General features: G+C 48.6%; 20 protein-coding genes. 6 read left to right on the plus strand and 14 right to left on the minus strand.

Going from position 1 to position 20036, the window contains the following annotated elements; all coding sequences use genetic code 11:
• Positions 1 to 44: 44 nt before the first annotated feature.
• The 7 genes from GK091_RS28725 to GK091_RS28755 form a co-directional block, all read right to left on the minus strand.
• A complete protein-coding gene (locus GK091_RS28725) occupies positions 45 to 1163 on the minus strand; it encodes an ABC transporter permease (RefSeq protein WP_164044197.1) in 1119 nt (372 codons plus the stop codon).
• Complete coding sequence (locus tag GK091_RS28730; protein ID WP_164044198.1) at positions 1160 to 2266, minus strand: ABC transporter permease; 1107 nt, start codon at positions 2264 to 2266, stop codon at positions 1160 to 1162. The genes GK091_RS28725 and GK091_RS28730 overlap by 4 nt, the downstream gene beginning before the upstream one ends.
• 18 nt (positions 2267 to 2284) lie before the next feature.
• Complete coding sequence (locus GK091_RS28735; protein ID WP_164044199.1) at positions 2285 to 3037, minus strand: ABC transporter ATP-binding protein; 753 nt, start codon at positions 3035 to 3037, stop codon at positions 2285 to 2287.
• A 10-nt stretch (positions 3038 to 3047) separates the two neighbouring features.
• On the minus strand, positions 3048 to 3986 hold the full coding sequence (locus tag GK091_RS28740; RefSeq protein ID WP_164044200.1) for an ABC transporter ATP-binding protein: 939 nt from the start codon (positions 3984 to 3986) through the stop codon (positions 3048 to 3050).
• The gene (locus GK091_RS28745; protein WP_164044201.1) at positions 3986 to 4951 is read right to left on the minus strand and encodes an HlyD family secretion protein; all 966 of its coding nucleotides are present in this window, start codon (positions 4949 to 4951) and stop codon (positions 3986 to 3988) included. The genes GK091_RS28740 and GK091_RS28745 overlap by 1 nt, the downstream gene beginning before the upstream one ends.
• A gap of 14 nt (positions 4952 to 4965) precedes the next feature.
• Positions 4966 to 6246, minus strand: a complete 1281-nt coding sequence (locus GK091_RS28750) for a TolC family protein (protein WP_164044202.1) — start codon at positions 6244 to 6246, stop codon at positions 4966 to 4968.
• Between the two features lie 63 nt (positions 6247 to 6309).
• Positions 6310 to 6933 (minus strand): TetR/AcrR family transcriptional regulator, encoded by a 624-nt coding sequence (locus GK091_RS28755; protein WP_164044203.1) that lies wholly within the window; start codon positions 6931 to 6933, stop codon positions 6310 to 6312.
• Between the two features lie 844 nt (positions 6934 to 7777).
• Here GK091_RS28755 and GK091_RS28760 point away from each other — a divergent pair.
• The 3 genes from GK091_RS28760 (at position 7778) to GK091_RS28770 (ending at position 10693) form a co-directional block, all read left to right on the plus strand.
• Positions 7778 to 8758, plus strand: a complete 981-nt coding sequence (locus GK091_RS28760; protein WP_164044204.1) for an amidohydrolase family protein — start codon at positions 7778 to 7780, stop codon at positions 8756 to 8758.
• 48 nt (positions 8759 to 8806) lie between these two features.
• Positions 8807 to 9727, plus strand: coding sequence for a helix-turn-helix domain-containing protein (locus tag GK091_RS28765; RefSeq protein ID WP_164044205.1), 921 nt, complete (start codon positions 8807 to 8809; stop codon positions 9725 to 9727).
• A 219-nt stretch (positions 9728 to 9946) separates the two neighbouring features.
• Positions 9947 to 10693 (plus strand): helix-turn-helix domain-containing protein, encoded by a 747-nt coding sequence (locus GK091_RS28770; RefSeq protein WP_164044206.1) that lies wholly within the window; start codon positions 9947 to 9949, stop codon positions 10691 to 10693.
• Positions 10694 to 10702: 9 nt separating this feature from the next.
• Here GK091_RS28770 and GK091_RS28775 read toward each other — a convergent pair whose 3' ends face one another.
• From GK091_RS28775 to GK091_RS28785, 3 genes are all read right to left on the minus strand, one after another.
• Positions 10703 to 11077 carry a VOC family protein gene (locus GK091_RS28775; protein ID WP_164044207.1) on the minus strand — a complete coding sequence of 125 codons (375 nt, stop codon included), beginning with the start codon at positions 11075 to 11077 and terminating at the stop codon, positions 10703 to 10705.
• Between the two features lie 272 nt (positions 11078 to 11349).
• Positions 11350 to 12087: an SDR family oxidoreductase gene (locus tag GK091_RS28780; RefSeq protein ID WP_164044208.1), complete on the minus strand. Its 738-nt coding sequence runs from the start codon at positions 12085 to 12087 to the stop codon at positions 11350 to 11352.
• Between the two features lie 69 nt (positions 12088 to 12156).
• On the minus strand, positions 12157 to 13035 hold the full coding sequence (locus GK091_RS28785; protein WP_164044209.1) for an AraC family transcriptional regulator: 879 nt from the start codon (positions 13033 to 13035) through the stop codon (positions 12157 to 12159).
• 526 nt (positions 13036 to 13561) lie between these two features.
• Here GK091_RS28785 and GK091_RS28790 point away from each other — a divergent pair.
• Positions 13562 to 13753, plus strand: a complete 192-nt coding sequence (locus GK091_RS28790) for a hypothetical protein (protein ID WP_164044210.1) — start codon at positions 13562 to 13564, stop codon at positions 13751 to 13753.
• 1 nt (position 13754) lies between these two features.
• Here the strand turns inward: GK091_RS28790 and GK091_RS28795 are convergent, their stop codons facing one another.
• Positions 13755 to 14426: a recombinase family protein gene (locus tag GK091_RS28795; protein ID WP_164044211.1), complete on the minus strand. Its 672-nt coding sequence runs from the start codon at positions 14424 to 14426 to the stop codon at positions 13755 to 13757.
• Positions 14427 to 14690: 264 nt separating this feature from the next.
• Here GK091_RS28795 and GK091_RS28800 point away from each other — a divergent pair, with 264 nt between their 5' ends.
• Together GK091_RS28800 and GK091_RS28805 are read left to right on the plus strand one after the other, a co-directional pair.
• On the plus strand, positions 14691 to 16661 hold the full coding sequence (locus GK091_RS28800; RefSeq protein ID WP_164044212.1) for a KUP/HAK/KT family potassium transporter: 1971 nt from the start codon (positions 14691 to 14693) through the stop codon (positions 16659 to 16661).
• Between the two features lie 110 nt (positions 16662 to 16771).
• A complete protein-coding gene (locus GK091_RS28805; protein WP_164044213.1) occupies positions 16772 to 17560 on the plus strand; it encodes a hypothetical protein in 789 nt (262 codons plus the stop codon).
• Positions 17561 to 18013: 453 nt separating this feature from the next.
• Here GK091_RS28805 and GK091_RS28810 read toward each other — a convergent pair whose 3' ends face one another.
• The 3 genes from GK091_RS28810 to GK091_RS28820 all read right to left on the minus strand — a co-directional run bounded on the left by GK091_RS28810 (position 18014) and on the right by GK091_RS28820 (position 19861).
• Positions 18014 to 18160 (minus strand): hypothetical protein, encoded by a 147-nt coding sequence (locus GK091_RS28810; RefSeq protein ID WP_164044214.1) that lies wholly within the window; start codon positions 18158 to 18160, stop codon positions 18014 to 18016.
• Between the two features lie 180 nt (positions 18161 to 18340).
• On the minus strand, positions 18341 to 19120 hold the full coding sequence (locus GK091_RS28815) for a DUF2306 domain-containing protein (RefSeq protein ID WP_246202468.1): 780 nt from the start codon (positions 19118 to 19120) through the stop codon (positions 18341 to 18343).
• Between the two features lie 156 nt (positions 19121 to 19276).
• Positions 19277 to 19861 carry a Crp/Fnr family transcriptional regulator gene (locus GK091_RS28820; RefSeq protein ID WP_164044216.1) on the minus strand — a complete coding sequence of 195 codons (585 nt, stop codon included), beginning with the start codon at positions 19859 to 19861 and terminating at the stop codon, positions 19277 to 19279.
• Between the last annotated feature and the right edge of the window lie 175 nt (positions 19862 to 20036).

Genomic DNA, 20036 nt, shown 5'->3' on the forward strand with positions numbered 1-20036 from the left:
GAAACGTGTATGGGTGCTACAGTAGGCCCTGATTAATAAACGCCTTAGGTTGTTTTCCGATAATTCCAGATGGCCCAGCCATTCAGGATAATGGCAAAAATGACTTCGTAGAGTAGTTGCCACTTAACATTAGCCAGGCTGCTCCCTTTCAGCACAATCATTCGCATAACTTCGATAAAATGCGTTACGGGCGTCAGGTACGCAATGGTTCTGGCCCAAACGGGCATGCTGTCGATCGAGGTGAACAGGCCGCTCATCAGGATAAAAATCATGATGAAAAAGAAGGCGACGAACATGGCCTGCACCTGGGTATCGCTGTAGGTGGAAATCAATAGGCCAAACCCCAGCAACGCAACTAGATATACGCCCGCAAACAGATAAAGTGTCGCCAGACTTCCGACCGGAACTATGCCGTAAATCAGGCGGGCGATGAGCAGGCCGATGGTGAAGACGATCAGGCCCAGCACCCAGAACGGAATCATTTTGCCCAAAATAAACTGCCACTTCTGGATCGGCGTTACGTTGATTTGCTCGATGGTGCCAATTTCTTTTTCCCGAACTATGTTCAGGGCCGATAAAAAGCCGCCCACCATCGTCAGGAGAAGCACCAGAATACCCGGCACCATAAAAAACTGGTACTTGCCTAACGGATTAAACCAGTTGGAAGCTGTTACGTCGATCACTGAAGCTGTAGAAAAGCGCCCCGGCTGTAGCCATTCGAGCCGAACATCAGTGTTGAAATCCGTGACGATCTGGCTCAGATACGCTCCGCCCAGCGCGGCTTTCGTTCCATTGATGGCATCCACCGCCAGCGACAATTTCTGGGCGCCTTCGCGCACGAACTCCCGTTCAAACCCAGCCGGAATTTCCAGGACCAGATCAGCCTGATTGGCTTCCACCAGACGTAGTGCTTCGTTAAACGAACGACTATTTTCGATGATCCGGAAATAACCCGACGACCCGATTTTGGAAATCAGCCGTTGCGAATAGGGGCTGTGATCGTGATCGACTAGCACCAGATTCACATTTTTGACATCGAAATTGGCCGCCAACGGCATGATAATGAGTTGGATTGTCGGGAGCATAAAAATCAGCGCCAGGATGCTTTTATCCCGAAAAATCTGCCGAAACTCTTTCCGTAACAGGAAGCTTAAAACTCTCATGCCAATCGTATGTTAAAGTTTTTTAGGCTAATTCCCAGCAACACCAGCGTCATGCTGACCAGCACGACCGTTTCCTTCCAAACGGCGCCAAAGCCAAGCCCTTTCAACATAATGGCTTTGACAATCAGGTAATACCACCGGGAGGGCACCAGATTGGAAATCACCTGCAACGGCACCGGCATATTCTCAATCGGAAACATGAAGCCCGTAAACAGCATCGTTGGTAGCATCATGCCCATCATGGAAATCAGCATGGCCACCTGCTGGGAAGCCGTTACATTGGAAATCAGTAATCCCAGCGATAAACAACAGATAATGAACAGCGCACTCTCCCCAAAAAGCAGGAAAATGCTCCCCTGAACGCGCACATTCAATACGTATACCGACAGCAGTAAAATCAGGATAAAGTCCAGCAGGGAAAGAACCAGATACGGCACCGCTTTGGCAATCAGCACCAGAATTGGTTTGAAGGGTGACACCAGCAGAACTTCCATGGTACCCAGTTCTTTTTCGCGAACAATCGAAACCGACGTCAACGTCGTGCAGACAATCATCAGAATCAGGGCCAATACGCCGGGAATAAAATTCAGCGATCCGTTCATATCCGGATTGTAGAGCATCCGGGTTTCGGTCTGAATTTGATGCGGTACCGCAGCGACCGCATTGAGTTGCTGTTGATAACCCCCAAGGATGGCGGTGATGTAATTCGTTATAATTTTGGCCGTATTAGGGTCCGATGCATCGGTAATGAGTTGAACCTGCGCGGTACCCAGATGGCGCAAATCGTCGTTAAAATTGGTGGGAAAGATAACGGCGGCTTTGATCTTGCCTTCCCGAAAGGCGCGCTGCATGTCATCGTACCGCATCACCGACTGCTGTAAGTTGAAATACGAGCTGGACTGAATTTTGGTAATAATCTGCTGCGACACTACGTCCCGGGCAAAATCGACGACGGCAAGATTGACGTTTTTCACCTCACTGCTCAAGGTAAACCCAAACAGCAGAATCTGGGCCGTGGGCAAGCCAAACAGAATCAGCAGCGTGCGCTGATCACGGAAGACGTGGTAAAATTCTTTTCGTATGAATACCAGAAGTTGTTTCATTTGGGTAGCTGGTTAAGCTTAGTCAGCAGCGCGTTTAGCACCCCGAGCCAGTTGGTAAAATACATCGTCCATGGAATCAGTCGAAAACCTGGCTTTCAGATTCGTCGGCGAATCCAGGGCTTCTACTCGACCGTCGACCATAATCGAGACCCGGTTGCAATACTCAGCCTCGTCCATGTAGTGAGTTGTTACGAAAATGGTAATGCCTCGACCGGCGGCTGTGTAAATCAAATCCCAGAACTGCCGCCGGGTCACGGGGTCAACGCCCCCGGTCGGTTCATCCAGAAATACGATCGTTGGGTTGTGGATAATGGCGACCGAAAAAGCCAGTTTCTGTTTCCAGCCCAGCGGCAAACTCCCCACCATTTTTTTGGCTTCCTGCTGCAAACCCAACGTATCGACCAGTTGGTTGCTTCTGGATTTCAGCTCGTTGTCAGACAGTCCGTAGACTCCACCGAAGAATTCAATATTCTCCAGAATGCTCAGATTTTCGTAGAGCGAAAACTTCTGACTCATGTAGCCAATATTTTTCTTGATGGATTCCTGTTGCGTGTAGACGTCGAATCCAGCCACACGGGCCTTGCCGGACGTTGGGTACGACAGGCCGCAGAGCATCCGCATGGCCGTGGTTTTACCCGCCCCATTGGCTCCCAGGAAGCCAAAAATTTCACCCCGCTCGACGTCAAAGGAGATCTTATCGACGGCCACAAAATCCCCGAATTGCTTCGACAATTCAGTACAGGAAATGGCTTTAGTGGTTGTTGATTCCATACGTTATTCCTTAGTCAGCCTGGTTCGTCATAAGATTAATAAACCGATCTTCGATGGTAGGCGTGATGGATTTTATGGCAATGCCGCCATGCCCTTTTTGCGCTAGATAATCCGTTAAATCCGCTACGTTGGTATCGGTGTCCTGCTTGAAGGTAACATGAATGTATTCGCCAAAGGCATAGCTACTTCGAACGGGTACGTACGCCCGCATATCACTTAGTAGATGCGGAATGGAGTCGGCTTTCACCGCGAACAGTTTACCCGGATAAGTGTTGATGATGTTATCCGGGGTATCAATCGAGAGAATTTTACCGTTCTGCATCAGGGCAATACGTTCGCAGAGAGTGGCTTCGTCCATGTAGGGCGTCGACACCAGAATCGTAATGCCCTGCTGTTTCAGGCGCTTCAGCATCTCCCAGAACTCCCGGCGCGACACCACATCGACGCCCGTTGTTGGTTCGTCCAGAAACAGTACCGTTGGCTTATGAATCAGCGCGCAGCACAGCGCCAGCTTTTGTTTCATCCCTCCGGAGAGCTTGCCCGCCCGGCGCTTTTTGAACGGCTCGATCTGTTCGTAGATGTCTTTGATCAACGCATAATTCTGCTGCATCGTTGTGCCGAACAACGTAGCAAAGAAGTTCAGATTTTCTTCGATCGTCAGATCCTGGTAAAGCGAAAACCGGCCCGGCATGTAACCTACAGTATTCCGAATTGCCTGAAAGTCGTTCACTACGTCGAAACCATCGACCCTGGCCTGCCCTTTGTCGGCTAGCAGCACCGTCGTTAGGATGCGGAACATGCTGGTTTTTCCGGCCCCGTCGGGACCAATCAGCCCGAACAGCTCGCCCGGCTCCACCGAAAACGATACGTTATCCAGCGCAATGACCTGTTCGTTGGTCGTCGCATCCCCGTAGGTTTTGGTGATATTCGTTACCGTTACGGCACCCATCAGTTCGTTTGTTTTGCCTTTCCGGCATTCAGGATCACTTCCCCGTACATGCCGATTTTGAGGTAACCGTCGTTCTTCACCCGGATTTTGGTCGCGTAAACCAGATTCGCCCGTTCGTCTTTTGTCTGGATGGTTTTGGGGGTGAACTCCGATTTGGACGAAATCCAGGAAATCGTACCGGGATACAGTTTAAACCCTTTTTCACCCTTATCGATACGTACCGTTACGGGCTGATCGACTTCCACCTGGGGCAGTTGCGAACCGGTGATGTAAGCCCGTAAGGTCAGCGTGTCCGTGTTCGCAAGTCGATACAACGGTTTACCGATGGTGGCCATCTCGCCCGCAAATGCATATTTAGTCAGCACCGTACCCGTTACCGGATTGATTATCTGGCCTTTCTGGACCTGCACCGTGTATTGCTCAACGGCTTTGGCCAGCGAACCCGTTTCGCTCAATACGCTCCGGTTCTGGGTGGCCGTATTCGACTCCTGCAACCGAATCTGCTGACGGGTCACGTCCAGCTGCTTTGTCATCTGGTCAAGCTGGGCATTCAGGTCATCTAACTGCTTTTGTGTCGCGGCATCGGCCTTAATCAGGTTCTCCGTACGGGTTCGCTCCCGAAGCAACTGGCTCATCTGAGCTTCCTGAACGACAAGCTGTCGGCGGGTGAGTTCGACTTGCGGGCCGACATTGGAGGTTCGTTGCCGGAGCGCCTGCATCGACGCCTGCACCTGTTCTTTCTGGAGTTTGGTCGTCGTTACGTCGATCTGGCCCAGATTCACACCGGCTTTCAGTAGGTCGCCCTCCTTCGGTGAAAACGTCAGGATCTGGCCGTTTTGCTGCGATGAAACAATGATTTCGTCCGCTTCAAAATTACCCGATGCATCGTAGTCGAGTTGGTTTGTCTGGCATGACGCCAAGGCGAAAATAGCGGCAATGGTTAGGTGTATAATCAGGGATTTCATCGGTTGTGAATGGATTAATTTCCGGAGGTTGTTTTATGGTTGTACTGCACTTGCAGCAATTGTATCTGGTGAAGTGCCAGCGATTGGCGCGCTTCATTTTCGGCATTTACCTGGGCAATGTAATCGTGGGTGGTAATGACCCCGTTTTGCAATTGGGCATTCGCTGACGTTTTGACGGAGGACCGGAGTTCCACAATCTGGTTATCCTGCTCAATCAACTCCTGATACTTCTGCACATCCGAACGCTGCTGCACCATCGACAGATTGGTATTGAACAGAAACGTCTCGCGCTGTACATCCACCTGCTGGCGGTTCACGTTGAGTAGCTGGCGATCGTTCCGTCGGGTTGTATAGAAGCTGCTCAACGCCCAGTTTATCCGAATGCCTCCCATCCAGAAGAAATCAACCGTATTGTTGATGATGTTGAAGGTAGGCCGACCGTAGTTTTCCTGAAAAAAGGCACTGACTTTTGGCCGACTGGCCGCGCGTAGTTGATTTTCCTGTACGTCGTAAATTCGCTTCTGGCTTTCGAACAATATCAACTCAGGTCGGTTAATCTGGGTTGACAACGTAACGGATTGCGGTCTGATCAGCGTCGTGTTCTCATCCAGCGTTTGGTTGATGAGCGCGCCCAACATCGTTACGTAAGCCCGGCGCATGGCGTTCAACTCGGTCGTGTTTTGATCGACCCGGATGAGTTCCGCTTTCAGTTCGTTCAGGTTACTGCGGAACGACGTACCGTTGGCCAGAGCACCCTGCGTGCGGTCAACACCCTGCTGAATATCGGATTTGCGCAGATCGGCCAGTTTACGTTGCTCTTCAATCAGGGCAAGGCCGAAAAACAGATTATTGACCCGGTCCCGGAGGGCGTATAGGTTCACGTTCAGATTCTGCTCCTGAATAACCGCATCGCTCTGACGCGTTTGCTGGGTGTATTGGATAACCCCGCCGTCATAAATTACCTGGTCGATCTGTCCGGTAACTTTGTACTGATCTTTGCTGATTTTAGGCAACGAAGCGCCTAGCGGCAACGAACCCAGTGGCGACTCAGAAAAGTCTATTGTCTGGCTCTGATACGTTGCCTGGCCCGAAAACGCGAGTTGAGGCAAGTAGCCTTTGGCGGCATTCGCAACGGAATAATCCCGGGTTTTCTGGATCAATGCCCGCTGTTTACTGAGCGGATAATTTTCCTGAGCCAGCACGTAACATTCTTCCAGAGTTAAGGATCGGGCCGACTGCGCCCAGGTGCTGGTCGCTCCGATCCATACGCCGATCAGGATAACTACTCGTTTCATAGTCGAGTCATTTTGATTTAAAATTAATTTTTAAAAATATTTTTAACTGATGGGTAAAAATTTTTATCCGCCTTTCAGTATTCCATCAATCCATCTGGGAATCAATTGCTTACGTTCCTGCATTAAGGCGTAGAACTCCGTCGATTCTATTCGACCGATAAGCTGCACCACGGGGCGTCCAACAAACGGGAAAACGATCAGGCTCATTATACTCATCAGTACCTGCAGGGGATGCATATGAAGCTGATTTTTAGCCATTTCTTCCTGCACTTGTCTGGCAAAATGGGATCTCAGTAGTTGCTTTTTCCCGATAATCTCCCCCAGTTTTTTGGGATTGGCATTGAGCTCACTAAAGATGAATAAGGGTAATTCTGGCTGGGCCGTGAACAGGTCAATATAAAAGGTGACAATTTTCTCTATTTTCTCGCGAAGGCTTGTGCTTTCGTCCGTCATGATCAGGTGTACCGAACCGGCTACCTGTTGAATATTCTCCACCATGATCAGGTCAAACAGGTTCTCTTTGCTGCGGAAATAATAGTTGAGTAGGGCCATATTTATCCCCGACTCTTCGGCAATATCCTTTACACGGGTAGCCGCAAAGCCTTTCCGCGTGAACATGCTGCGGGCTACGTCCTTAATTTTTTCCTCAGTTGTGCTGTCAAGCGCCTTGTTGGGTGCGTTCTTCATGAAATCGGTATAAAGCAGTCACGTTCGGTTAGCGAGTTTATTTATGTACGTTTGCCTCACAACCAAATGCGCTACAAACTTAAGGGGTCAAAATTTAACGCAACCTAAATTTAAAATTATTTTTAAAAATAATTTTTAAACGGTAGGATACTATTAAAATTAACCTCCGATAAGCGTGGCACCACCCGCTAATCATCGGTTGAGAAAGCCGTAAACTTTCGAGATGGTGTGCTAAATCGGGACACTGCAAATGCTTTACTTATAACGTAAGCCTTTAGGTTCGTCCGATCAATTTGGATTTAGAAACCGTCACCAGCTTAACTAGTGGGCATAATAAAATAGAAAGGCGGACGGCCGCCGGGCCGACGCTTCGCCAAATTTCCGACCGCCACGACGGACCGTTTGCCATGATGAAGGCTTCTCACATAAAGAGCGTGGCTGTTGCGCAACTCTGCTTAGGTTGCAACTATCAAGGCGGGCCAGCTATCAACTAGCTTTTCTTGACCGGCTCGGTTGCAGCTTATTTCTCTTTAACCAGTTCGCCAGATTCGGGGTATTTCTTACAAACGGGCGAAAATTATCGGTTTCAAACTAGGGTTTTAGTTTGTACTACTAACTTATTTCACCTCAAGAAAAAGAGCCTTATTTGAGAATCTTCCTTTTAAGATGGCTGCCTACTAGTCTGTTCGCTGTGCAGTGGTACAACTCGGCAAGTCGTATTGTACCGAATACTGTGGCTCGATTCGGAGCACACATTTCCTTTTCGACTACAATAATCTGACGTTTGGCTACAGTTGTTTTGTAAATGGATGTGAATTTTGTGTTCCCAAAAAGACCAGGTAATATGAAGCTAATCGCCATCGAAGAACATTTTCTGATTAAAGCCGTCGAGGATGAGTGGAAAAACTTCGCCGATCCCAACGACCCAACCCACAAATTACATGTCGGCGAGATCGGCAATCGATTAAACGAAATCGGCGACACTCGGCTTCAATTGATGAACGAAACCGGCGTTGATGTGCAGGTACTTTCGCTCACCAGTCCGAGTTTACACAATCTAGGCCCTGAAAGTGTAGCCCTCGCCAGAGTAACCAATGATTATGTGGCGGAAATTGTTAGAAAGACACCCGAACGATTTCAAGGGTTGGCAGCCTTGCCCATGGCGGTGCCCAACCAAGCTGCCAACGAATTAACCCGTTCCGTGAACCAGCTTGGCTTAAAAGGAGCGATGGTATGCGGACGAACTCGGGAGAAAAATCTGGATCATCCCGATTATTGGGAACTCTTTGACTGCGCTCAAACGCTTGGCGTTCCCTTGTTCATCCACCCCCAAATTCCCCAGAAAGCCGTCAGGGATGTTTACTACTCAGGATTTGACGAGCTGACTGACCTAGCCTTTTCAACGTTTGGGCTTGGCTGGCACTACGAAGCGGGTATCCAATTTGTTCGGTTGGTATTAGCCGGGGTCTTTGACCGGTTTCCCAATCTGCAAATCATCCTCGGCCACTGGGGGGAAGTGATTTTGTTCTACACCGAACGGTTGGCGGCTTTGAGCCGAGTCACCAAGCTTGACAAACCCTTTATGGATTACATTCGCCAGAATTTGTCTGTAACGGCCAGCGGCATGTTTAGCCAGTCTTATTTGCAACGATCAGTTGACATTATCGGAACTGATCGTATCCTTTTTTCGACGGATTATCCCTACCAATACCGACCAGGCCGGCAGGCCCGTACCTTTGTCGAAGCAACCAACTTGAACCCCGAAGACAAGGATAAATTTTCTTTCGCCAATTGGGAACGCTTAACTAGTGTACCGACGAGATGACCTGTCAATCGGAGAACAACACGAAAAGATAGGTCTTGAATTTATTCTATGGAACAACGGCCCATACAACACTTCAAAACGATCAGCGAATTTCATCGGCTGAGAGGGCTAGCCCCACCCGAGCATCCGCTCCTCAGCGTGGTGGATTATGCATTAGTGAAACGACCAGTTGATATTGGCGAGGTGAATCTGATGGTTGATTTCTACCAGATTTCGGTGAAACGAGGCATGAACGCTACACTCAAGTACGGCCAGCAGGCCTACGATTTTGAGGATGGCGTTATGTTTTTCGCGGCTCCTAATCAAGTCTTCAACATCCAGCCCAACAGCCTTTCAACAGCCGATCGTTCAGGCTGGATCGTACTGATTCACCCCGATTTCTTTTGGCATACACCACTGGCAAAGACGATTAAACAATACGATTTTTTTGCTTACTCGGTGAACGAAGCCTTATGGCTGTCAACTAAAGAAGAAGCAACCATCAACCGCATTATTGACAATATTAAACAGGAGTATAACACCACGATTGATGCCTTCAGCAAGCAGATTATTATCTCCCAAATTGAGAGTCTGCTTAGTTACTCGAAGCGGTTTTACCATCGTCAATTCATCACCCGGGAACCATCGAATCATCAACTTTTAGCCCGGTTGGACAACCTATTGACTAGCTACCTGACTACGGGTGATTTAGTTTCCAAAGGCTTGCCGACCGTTCACTATATTGCCGACCAGTTAAACGTGTCGCCAAAATATCTCAGCAACCTACTGAACGTATTGATCGGACAAAGCACCCAACAGTATATCCATGAGAAGTTGATTGAGCTGGCCAAAGAAAAGCTGTCGACCACCACGTTATCGGTCAGTGAAGTGTCGTATGGGTTGGGCTTCGAACATTCTCAATCGTTTAGTAAGTTCTTTAAAGCGAAAACGAAGCTATCGCCGTTGGAATTCAGACGCTCATTCCAGTGAAGGGGCTATTTACCCTTGGTTCTATTGACAGATAAATTTCCCTCGTTTTTTAACGTCTCATTCCAAAAGTAGCTTCCTAAAAACATCTTCATATCATTTTGGGGAGGGTTTATAGAAACGAGGCCAAACGAAGATTAAAAACTAGGAACGACCGTTGATATTTGTCGTGTTAACTCCGTTCTTTATGCCTATCCGCCTGAATCCTCATGACCATCATCGATGACCATCAATTATTCCGATCAACTACCCGGTCAACCCCTGAACGATTTCGTCTTTACTTTTTGGAAGACCAACAACAACACGGACTCAGATTGCCATTACACAATACTGCCCGATGCGGGTATCGAACTAATTATCTCACTTCAGCCCGAGCCACCTAACCAAATGGACCTCTTTGGTCTATCCACTCATAGTCTTGACATCACCATCCCAAAGGGGGGTGTCTTATTCGGAGTTCGCTTTAAACTCTTGGCGGTTGAATACTTGCTAAAAACTACTTTACCAACCAATTCCATTCAAAAACCGCCGACGAATTTGGGGGGGGTAGAGTTGCAGGCTGAAACGCCGTTGGATAGGTTTGTCGACTTAATGAGTGAGCTGCTAGAGCAACAGCTCAAGGTGTCAATCATAGACCCAAGAAAACGGAAGCTTTCAGAGTTTGTATATAATTCTAAAGGAGCCGTTTCGGTCCATGTCTTAGCGCTTGAAACCGGTTGGTCCACTCGTCAAATCAATCGGTATTTCAGGGCTACGGTTGGCTTACCATTAAAGAGATATTTAGAACAACTCCAGTTTTTTTCGTCCTTATCGCAAATCGGTCAGGGTGAGTTTTATCCCCAGGCGTATTACTATGATCAGTCCCATTTTATCCGACAAACCAAAAAGCATACGGGTAGTACGCCCAAACAACTCTACCAGCAGCGAGCTGTTCGATTTGTTCAAGTAGGCCAGTACATCGAGGACTAATTGGGTTGACTACTCAAATGAGGCAGGCATGACACTAATTTCGATGAGTAAACTGTCGAAATGGAAATAAAAACCAAACGTCTTTCGTATAGTTTTGGGCTCGCTTTCAAAAATGACATTTTCGGTCTTTAGCCTCTCATAAATAGCCATAACCGTTTCTTTATCGGGCTGATAAAAGCCAATATGAAAATTTTCAGGATAGTGCACGGTAGGCTCCTTGTTAAGCTTTGAGGACCAAAGCACCAAAGCAAATTCATCGGTATTGGTTAAGACTGCAATAGCATCTTTTCGATTCTGGATGCAGTTAAACCCTAATTGCTTTTCAAACAAGTTGATTGCCGCAGGAATATCCTTTACGACGATGTTGATATGATTGAGTTTCATGTGATTTGGCAGTAAATGAAGGCACAAAGTTGGGCTTTGGACATCCTTGCAAATTGGATAAATCGGACATTTTGATGAGGTCATCAATACCCCCCATTTTATGAAGCAGATATATGAAGATTGAGTTGTCTCACATCAGAGCGTTTTCGTGCGACAAGGCAAACCGTTAGTTAGGATGTCACAAACGAAAAACCCCCATTCGTGCCGGGTGGCCAAAATGAGGGTCTGAAGAAAGTGGTGCCATCAGGCAATAGACGCCCCTATGCTTGATCTTACCAAGGACAAGTAGCCGGCGCGGGAAAGTACTCCTCACTGAAATAGTGGCCGCTAGGACCATCTTGCTTGATCAACGCATATTTAGTGATTCGTTGGCCAGCTTGCTGAGCCGTACTGGTGCCTTGATGACCCGTAAAATCGGTCTGCGTCCACCCGGGGCAAACGGCGTTCACTTTAAAAGCGGTGTCACGCAGTTCGTAAGCCAGATTGATCGTATACATGTTCAGAGCGGCTTTACTGGACTGGTAAACCGCCAATTTGTTGTGATAACTGCTGCCCCTAGCGTCAGCCGCCAGGCTTAGCGAGGCCATCGCCGTGGTCACGTTGACGATGCGGGGTTCTGAGGACACCTTGAGCAAGTCAATGAAGGCTTGAGTAACGCGCACCACCCCGTACAGATTAGTCTCGTAGACCGCTTTAAACCGATCAACGGGCGTGTCCAAGGCCGATTGGGGCAAGCCCCCTGAGATACCGGCGTTATTGATCAGCACATCCAGAAATGGCGTTTTTTCGCCGATTAAGGCCCGGGCGGCCTGAACCGATTCATTATCGGTGACATCCAATTGAACAGCTTCAACGGTGCGGACTCCTTCCCCATGAAGCTGTTCGACGGCGGATAAACCGTTGGCCAGGCTACGGCTACCCAGATAAACAAAGAAACCCTGTTGAGCCAGTTGCTTGGCGACTTCAAAACCGATGCCCTTGTTGGCGCCGGTGACTAAGGCTGATTTCATCTTATGCAGTTGGTTCTAGTACCGCACAAAAGTCGCTTGTTCCCAACCTACTCACTTGGACAAATCACCTCAGTTGTTGGACAAACCAGGCTCTTCAGCTAAAAACTCACTGACGTTTTTGCCCGTCTTTTTCTTGAAGAGTCGGGAAAAATAAGCCGGATCGTTGAAGCCCAGTTGATAGGCCAGTTCCTTGACCGAAGAGGCTGAGTAACGGAGTTTGCGTTGAGCTTCCTGGATCAGCCGGTTCGTGATCCATTCTTTGGGCGAAACCCCGGAAACCGCTTTGACTACTTCATACAGATTGCTCGGGGTCATGGCCAGTTGCCGGGCAATGCTGTGCACATCATGCTGCTCAGTGAGATGCGCTTCGACCGCCAAGGTAAAGGCTACATACTTGCTCAACCTGGGGTTAACGGCGGTTACCTGTTGATGAGACTCAAAATAAGCGCTGTTTAATTCGGTTAACAACCCATTTAGATGCGCTAAAATAATGTCAACTTTTCTTGACTCACCCGGCGAATGGAGGAGCCTAAACAACATCGACAGCAACGCCTTTACCCGCACTTTAGGCTCGGGATCGAAGCGAATGGTGCTTGTATTTAAGGGATTGATTAGGAATGGATACGTTTGAGGAAGTAGCGCTAAGGTCCGATCATCAAAGCCAATCTTATACTGCTGAGTGCTTTTTTTGGGAGCTAGATGGGCGAAAATTTGGTTGGGCCTGCCGAAGATTGCTTGACTATCAGTAATAGTCAGTTCGTGGCCATCTAGCTGGAATGTTTCCTGCCCTTGATCGACAAAGACCAGATAGTAGTAGGCAAGTTGGTGGGGTTGTAGCAGCTTTGGCCAGATCGTATCAGGAAGTGGTATGACGCAGTTTTGATTGATCGTGATGGGTAAGCGGTCATGGTGCTTGATCTCACTAAGCAATCCTTGGGTCTCGAACATATCGGCTCGGGTAATTTACGCCGGAATAACGCAGATACGTAGGTAGCTGTTCCATTGACTATAGTCTCTCCAAATGCCCATTTCAAGCCACGGCCGCCAACTTCCGCTGATTGCGCCAATTCTAGCCAGGCGCGTTCTCAAATTGTCATCTCAAGAATCAACGTCTAATTTTCACGATAAGTATGAGTTTGTGCGACACTCATTAGATAGTGAATGTGAGGCTATGGCGTTTTACAAACGGTCGTTTAAATAATGCCGTAGGCGGATTTTACATTTATTGAACGTCCTTCGATAGACGTTCGCAGTTTGATAAAGCCTTATGGCCTTTTACAAACATCCGTTTATAAAAGGCCTGCCCATATCCTCTTGATAAATCGTTCGAAAAAAGTGCTAAATAGTGTTCTTCCTGTTTCAGCACGCACAATAAAATAGGCCTAACGACGTTTTTAGTCTGTCATGCTTCTTCAGCCCCACTGGTTCAACCAATGGGGCTTTTTCATGGCCCTTTACAGTAAACGTTGCCATTATGGAAGATGTATCGGATCAACTACCCCCGCAACCCAATCAACCCTCGCTTGAGCAACAGCAGGTTGAAGCCGCCAACGATTTTTTAACCATTTGTGATCGCTTATCAACAGGTTATGACAGCGGCTATTATTGGGAGGATGTACAGCGGGCTTTGCGCATTGCCTCAGGGTTGGAAAAGTGGCCCGACTAAGTCAGCTCAGCGTTTGTTTTTGGGCTAATCGCCTCACCTGAGTGGCCTGGAAACTACCCCCTCGTGCGGTCTTAAAGCCAGCTCGGTTTAACCGTCTGGCCATCTCGACATAGCTCAGGTTTGCTTCCAGCAAGGCACGAATCAACTCCGAAGCCTTTCGATTATGTTCATTGTTGGCCGCGCGTGCTCGATTCGATTCAGCGGCTTTGGCCGATACCTCCGGTTTGAGAAATGAGTTGACTCCTTTTCGCCATTGACCCACCCGAAGCAGTTTTTCATCCAAGGCTTTCTTGGTTCGCTCACCGATCATCTTGCGTTCCTGTTGGGCTAGAGCCGCGAAGATGTGAATGGTGAATTCATTGGCATCGGGCATATCAGCACACACGAAGCTGACCTTGGAATCCATCAGGGAAGAGACAAAGGTCATATTCCGGCTGAGCCGATCGAGCTTGGCAATGACCAAGCGAGCGTTGTGCTCTTTAGCGTACTGAACCGCTTTCAACAATTCAGGTCGCTGATCGTTTTTGCCTGATTCGATGTCACAGAATTCGGCCACCAGCAGGGGTTGATTTTTGACGAAGCTGAGTACGCTACGGCGTTGGGCGTCGAGGCCCAGACCTGACTGTCCTTGCTTTTTGGTCGAGACTCGGTAGTAAGCGACAAAGGTTTGCATGGCGCAAGGTAGTATTGTGGGGTGGTTTTACAAATCTAGGATGTTCATACTAGATCTGTAAAGACCACATGAACTTGTTAAGGTAGTTAGTTTAGGGCAATTCTCATTGATCAGTCTATCTTCCAGAAGCTCCTTAGAAAGCACTTTCTGTAACTTGTTTCAAGGGCATACTATAGATTAGTTGCCCGCCCAAACAATGCCCACTGGCTCAGGTTATAGTCCACAGATTTCCTACTTCGTTTGTTGCTCACTTCGCCTGATACTATGTCTTCCCTTTCAATCAATAAAGTGAGCCCCCAGGGCCTATTAATTGCCATTGGCATTGTCTTCGGCGATATTGGCACGTCTCCCTTATACGTCCTGGCGGCCGTAACACGCGGGCACCAACTCACCGAAACACTCGTCCTGGGTACACTTTCTTGCATCATCTGGACCCTGACCATTCAGACCACCATCAAATACGTCCTGATCACTCTCCAGGCCGATAACAAAGGCGAAGGAGGCATCTTTTCCCTCTACGCCCTGGTCCACCGATTCTCGGGCCGATGGCTGATCATTCCCGCCATTGTAGGCGGAGCCTTTCTGCTGGCCGATGGCCTCATTACGCCCCCTATCTCGGTTTCCTCGGCTATTGAAGGCCTGCTGATCTTCGATCCTACCCTGGCAACCGAGCCCATTGTCATTGGTATTTTGATTGGTCTATTTGTCATCCAACAGTTCGGTACCCAATTCCTGGGACGACTCTTCGGACCAGTCATGCTTATCTGGTTTACCTTTATTGGCGGCATCGGTTTTTTAGCCCTGCTGGCCCACCCCTCTGTGCTTTTGGCCTTCAATCCCCTCTACGCATTTCGGCTCCTGACGCAGTATCCCGGTGGATTCTGGCTTTTGGGCGGCGTGTTCCTATGTACCACCGGGGCCGAAGCCCTCTACTCAGACATGGGCCACTGTGGCCGAGGTAATATCCGGGTGAGCTGGGTCTATGTCAAACTAACCCTGCTGCTCTCCTACGCGGGGCAGACCGCTTATCTGATGAATCACCTAGGTAAACAGGTGGGGGAGACCAGTCCGTTTTACAGCATCGTGCCCGCTCCACTGACGATATTCAGTATTATCCTGGCTACCCTGGCCACCATCATTGCTTCTCAAGCCCTTATCAGTGGGGCCTTTACCCTAGTGGGCGAAGCTATGCGGCTCAATTTCTGGCCCCGTCAGCGCGTGGCCTATCCCTCCGACGAGCGGGGACAGCTCTACGTGCCCTTCGTCAACTGGGGGTTGATGATCGGCTGCATTCTGATCGTGTTGCATTTTAAGGAATCCAAAAACATGGAGGCCGCCTATGGGCTAGCCGTCACCCTGACGATGCTCATGTCCACCGTGCTGATCAACGCCTATTTACGTATGAAACAAACCAATGCCCTGCTGACCACGCTGGTAACCGCCTTGTTTCTGATCGTGGAGACCACCTTCCTAATCGCCAATATGGTCAAGGTCGAAGAAGGAGGCTGGATTTCGATTACCCTGGGACTATTGCTGATGGGCATGATGGTGTTCTGGTATCAAGGCGAAACAATTACGCATGAGTTTATTCATTATGATTCCCTTCCGGGTAACCTACCCGTGCTCAAAACCCTGAGCAATGACTTGAGTCAACCTAAGTTTGCCACGCACCTGGTCTACCTGACTTCAGCTGATGACTATCATCAGATTGAAGCCGAAACCCTGTTCTCGATTCTGAACCGGGCGCCCAAGCGAGCCGACATTTATTGGTTCATTCATCTGTGTGTACAGGATGAGCCCTATGGTATGCGCTACAAGGTAGATACGCTAGCGGCCGAAGATGTGTATTTTGTTACGTTTTACTTAGGCTTCCGGGTGGAGCCACGCCTGAATTTTCTGTTCCGGCAAGTGGTTCTGGACATGGTGGCCGATAAAGAAGTGACGATTGACACCCCGTATCGCTCCTTGAATGTTCACCGGATTGCGGGTGATTTCCGGTTTGTGCTTTTCAAACGCTTCTTATCGTATGACAATGAGTTGAGCACCTATCAACAGGTAATCATGCGGGGCTATTTGTTGTTGAAGCGGATTGCCCTATCGACCAAGGAATCGTACGGCTTAGACACGAGCAACGTCGTGACGGAGGCGGTACCCCTGGTGTTGAGCCCAATTAAGCGCCTGGATTTAGAGCGCTTGCCCTCCGAGCTCAGCCACCCCCTCTCCCCACCCCTTTAGTCCTGGCTCTTGTTGAATCGTCAAAAGCGTCTACGAGCCAATCGGCTTTAGAGAAAACTAAGCGAATAGCCCCAACAAGTGGTTAAACGGCTACCCCCATCCCCATGTGTATGAACAAGATGCGCTACTTACTGGCTGTCTGGCTGTTGACCACCTCTTGCGCTAGTCTGCGCCAGCGAGATGATACGACCCAGCTCAATCAAGTCTTTCAGATTCCCCGCCATCAGCAACTCTATGCCTATGCGAAAAAAGGAGGGGTCAAAACCAAAACGCTCCTGCATCCGGCGAAAGCGGCCCTCTACCAAAAGCATGACACCCTTTACGTAGAGTTTCTCGCCGAGACACTACGACCCACCGACGCGGATCCCACCTCGCTTGATCAGTCCGATTCACTGGCCATTTTCTTTTTGCATTATAACCCGACCCTGAAGAAAATTGAAGAGAAAAGCCCTTGGTTTCGGTATCAAACGACAGGGCTCGACGTGGATCTATTCACTCTGCCCTTCAAGTACCGCTTTAAAACGGCCGATCAACCCGGTCAATTAGAGGATAAACTAAACGTGGGTATTCACATCGGGGGACGCTACGATTTAGGGCGGTATCGCACCGTCTATTTTCGCCGCAACCATCGCTCTGAGATATCGACCTTCAGCCTGGGACTGGGCGGTTTTTTCTGCGTGGGTCCGGCTAAAGTGGACCCCTTCAGTACCTTAGGCCGACTACAAGACGAGTACTATGGGTTGGGTCTCAATTACGGGGTGGCCACGACCCTAAGTATAGGCAACTTCTCGGCCGGCTTGGCACTGGGTCTTGAACAACTAGCGGACCGGAACCGGAATCTGTGGATCTACCAACATAAACCCTGGTTAGGCGTGACATTCGGCATAAATCTGAATTAGTAAAAGCCAATGGATGGCTGGCTCAGCGTTTGTAAGCTCAAAATAATAAGCTGTTCTTTAATCAGCGTCGACTTGGATCAAGCTATAATGAATTCCGGTAGGAGCTTCTGTTAGATGGCCTTGAACGAACGTTTGTCATTTGTAACGATACTCAAGCATGGCCAAACCCGTCTATGCTTGGGCCGCCAAGCGCGCTTTGGGGAGGACCAATTCCATTTGGATACTATCAGGCTATCTCCCGATAGCAGAAGCAGGATCTAAGTTGACCAACTAGATTAGGCTGCCTCTCTATCTATTACTCGATAACATCGGATCGGTTACTGAGCTCCCAAAAAGCGACCATCTATTTTTAGGAAAAATCTTCCTTTTTGAAAGCAGAAAGGCCTAACTGAAATCATTAGGCCTTTCGCAAGAGCAGCATGCTGATCAATTTTTAGCCACCCAATGGACGCCTCACTCGGTTGGTTTTTCTTCCGTGGTAACCGTCTTGGTGGTTTTCTCCTCCCCGTCCGGAGTGTCATTCGTTTGGGTTACGGTTGTCTTGGTTTCTTGAGTAGTCGAATCCTGATCGATCGACTTGGTTTGTTCTGTATCGGGCATACGAGGCTTGTTTTAGATTGAGCTTTTAGAACTCTCTAACGAATCGTTTGTTCCCCAGACAGTGGTTTTTGTCTTCAATTGTAACTGCCACGAATCATGAACGCTCGTTCGTGATTCGTGGCAGTAATATAGAAAACTACTCCGTCATTGACTCGGTGTAGGAATACCAATCGGCATAAGTTACTTGATTTGCGGAAACCATAACCCTAAGGTGGCCCCAAAAATACCGATAGTCGTCAGCAGAGTAACCAGAAAAATGGTCGCCGATACAAGGTAATTGAGTGTCTTGTTTAACGTTTGGCAGGCGTATAAGTATAATTCGAGCAGGACCACAGAAAGTGGTATCGCATAGGTGAATACAGCCAAAAAAGTCAGAAAAGGTCCCGTGAAGCTCTGTGGATCAAAACCGACGGGTCCCCCGTTGATGACCAGCCAACTCATCAGACCTACTCGAAAAAACCAACCCCCATTAGTCACCATGAACAGCCGCAACGCCCAGATTCGATGTTGATTGAATTGCCGGGCCTTGGCGTAACGGATGGATTGGTAGGCAAACCCCATAATATAAACCGCCTGAAGGCTAATGCTGTAGTGCTGGATCGTATCCCCAACGCTTCCCCGAGTCCAGACCATCACCAAGCCTGCTATACTGACGACAATCGCCGTAACGAGGTACAGTTGCCCTAAACGGCGATGAAAAACAGGGGCCTGATGGCGCACCCAGGGTAAAAGCTGGATCGGGCCACCAATGACCAGGATGGAGGCCAATAACACATGAATGCCCACAATCAGGTTCCCCACCCAGTCACCGGCCACATAGCCGTGGGGTAGGACCCGATTCCAGCGCTCAAAGTCACTGGTGAGTGTTGTTTTGCCATAGAACAGCAGAATGTAAAAACCAAAGAGCCACTGACCAACGCTCGCCACGATCAGCCAGCAGCTCGCGGCAATTCTCAGCATTCGGTGGGAAAAGGTGGACTTTATTGGCTGAAGTGGTTGAATAGCCCTTGTCATACTTGGCGTTGATTAAGTTTGAGCCAAACTTAATGGAGCTTTCGACGGGCTAGGCTAGACAAATGTCCAATTGGGATCAGCGGTCCAATAGCAATATAAGTGTCAGGATCCGAACTGGTGGCGGAGCCGACTCAGATGCCGCTGGGTAATCCCTAAATAGGAGGCAATATGCCGTAAAGGCACATGCTGAAGGAGGGTTGGCTTTTCTTGAATAAAGTTCTGATAGCGCTCTTCAGCGGTAAGATTACTGAGCTGATCAATTCGTCTTTTGTCCTGCTGAAGGTGTTGTTGCAGAATTTGGATCGTGTAATCCTTCTGGGTAGTACTGGTTTGCCCCCCAATCTCTACATTGCGGCGGCTGGTGCGCAATAGTTCACAGTCGGTCAAGCATTGTAAATTCTCATTAGAGATCGTCTGGTTCATGAAGTGAAAATAGGACGTAAAGAAGCGGGGCCCATCATTCAGGTCAGTTGTTACCTCCTGGTTGTTTTGGTCAAGGTAGTAATTTCTCATATAGCCAGAAACAATGAAGTTATGATAGTGAGGGACCTGACCAGCAGCCTCAAGAATGGTATTTTTAGGCACAAAAACGGGCTCGAACAATTGTTGGATCAGCCTTTTATCGGCTGGTGGCAAGTCTAAGATCTGACCAACGTATTGGAAAAGAGCCGTATAGTAATGGTTCATAGCCAGCAATATACGTAACAAGCTAATCTGTTGATTACTTTTGCAAACACGCTTTGTCACCAGACAAATGTTGGTTTGTATAGTAACAAAACCGACGAAAATCTTCGCATATTACACTCGCTCTATCTCTATTAAAGAATTATCCATTGTCACTATAAAGCTAAAATATTGATTG

Origin of the sequence: Spirosoma agri (assembly GCF_010747415.1) — a bacterium.
In the GTDB taxonomy this organism is placed as follows: Bacteria; Bacteroidota; Bacteroidia; order Cytophagales; family Spirosomataceae; genus Spirosoma; species Spirosoma agri.

What these genes read in the sequence shown, in the direction of transcription:
- GK091_RS28725 (WP_164044197.1), bottom strand. Translation starts at nt 1,163, where the DNA reads ATGAGAGTTTTAAGCTTCCTGTTACGGAAAGAGTTTCGGCAGATTTTT.
- GK091_RS28730 (WP_164044198.1), bottom strand. Translation starts at nt 2,266, where the DNA reads ATGAAACAACTTCTGGTATTCATACGAAAAGAATTTTACCACGTCTTC.
- GK091_RS28735 (WP_164044199.1), bottom strand. Translation starts at nt 3,037, where the DNA reads ATGGAATCAACAACCACTAAAGCCATTTCCTGTACTGAATTGTCGAAG.
- GK091_RS28740 (WP_164044200.1), bottom strand. Translation starts at nt 3,986, where the DNA reads ATGGGTGCCGTAACGGTAACGAATATCACCAAAACCTACGGGGATGCG.
- GK091_RS28745 (WP_164044201.1), bottom strand. Translation starts at nt 4,951, where the DNA reads ATGAAATCCCTGATTATACACCTAACCATTGCCGCTATTTTCGCCTTG.
- GK091_RS28750 (WP_164044202.1), bottom strand. Translation starts at nt 6,246, where the DNA reads ATGAAACGAGTAGTTATCCTGATCGGCGTATGGATCGGAGCGACCAGC.
- GK091_RS28755 (WP_164044203.1), bottom strand. Translation starts at nt 6,933, where the DNA reads ATGAAGAACGCACCCAACAAGGCGCTTGACAGCACAACTGAGGAAAAA.
- GK091_RS28760 (WP_164044204.1), top strand. Translation starts at nt 7,778, where the DNA reads ATGAAGCTAATCGCCATCGAAGAACATTTTCTGATTAAAGCCGTCGAG.
- GK091_RS28765 (WP_164044205.1), top strand. Translation starts at nt 8,807, where the DNA reads ATGGAACAACGGCCCATACAACACTTCAAAACGATCAGCGAATTTCAT.
- GK091_RS28770 (WP_164044206.1), top strand. Translation starts at nt 9,947, where the DNA reads ATGACCATCAATTATTCCGATCAACTACCCGGTCAACCCCTGAACGAT.
- GK091_RS28775 (WP_164044207.1), bottom strand. Translation starts at nt 11,077, where the DNA reads ATGAAACTCAATCATATCAACATCGTCGTAAAGGATATTCCTGCGGCA.
- GK091_RS28780 (WP_164044208.1), bottom strand. Translation starts at nt 12,087, where the DNA reads ATGAAATCAGCCTTAGTCACCGGCGCCAACAAGGGCATCGGTTTTGAA.
- GK091_RS28785 (WP_164044209.1), bottom strand. Translation starts at nt 13,035, where the DNA reads ATGTTCGAGACCCAAGGATTGCTTAGTGAGATCAAGCACCATGACCGC.
- GK091_RS28790 (WP_164044210.1), top strand. Translation starts at nt 13,562, where the DNA reads ATGGAAGATGTATCGGATCAACTACCCCCGCAACCCAATCAACCCTCG.
- GK091_RS28795 (WP_164044211.1), bottom strand. Translation starts at nt 14,426, where the DNA reads ATGCAAACCTTTGTCGCTTACTACCGAGTCTCGACCAAAAAGCAAGGA.
- GK091_RS28800 (WP_164044212.1), top strand. Translation starts at nt 14,691, where the DNA reads ATGTCTTCCCTTTCAATCAATAAAGTGAGCCCCCAGGGCCTATTAATT.
- GK091_RS28805 (WP_164044213.1), top strand. Translation starts at nt 16,772, where the DNA reads ATGAACAAGATGCGCTACTTACTGGCTGTCTGGCTGTTGACCACCTCT.
- GK091_RS28810 (WP_164044214.1), bottom strand. Translation starts at nt 18,160, where the DNA reads ATGCCCGATACAGAACAAACCAAGTCGATCGATCAGGATTCGACTACT.
- GK091_RS28815 (WP_246202468.1), bottom strand. Translation starts at nt 19,120, where the DNA reads ATGCTGAGAATTGCCGCGAGCTGCTGGCTGATCGTGGCGAGCGTTGGT.
- GK091_RS28820 (WP_164044216.1), bottom strand. Translation starts at nt 19,861, where the DNA reads ATGAACCATTACTATACGGCTCTTTTCCAATACGTTGGTCAGATCTTA.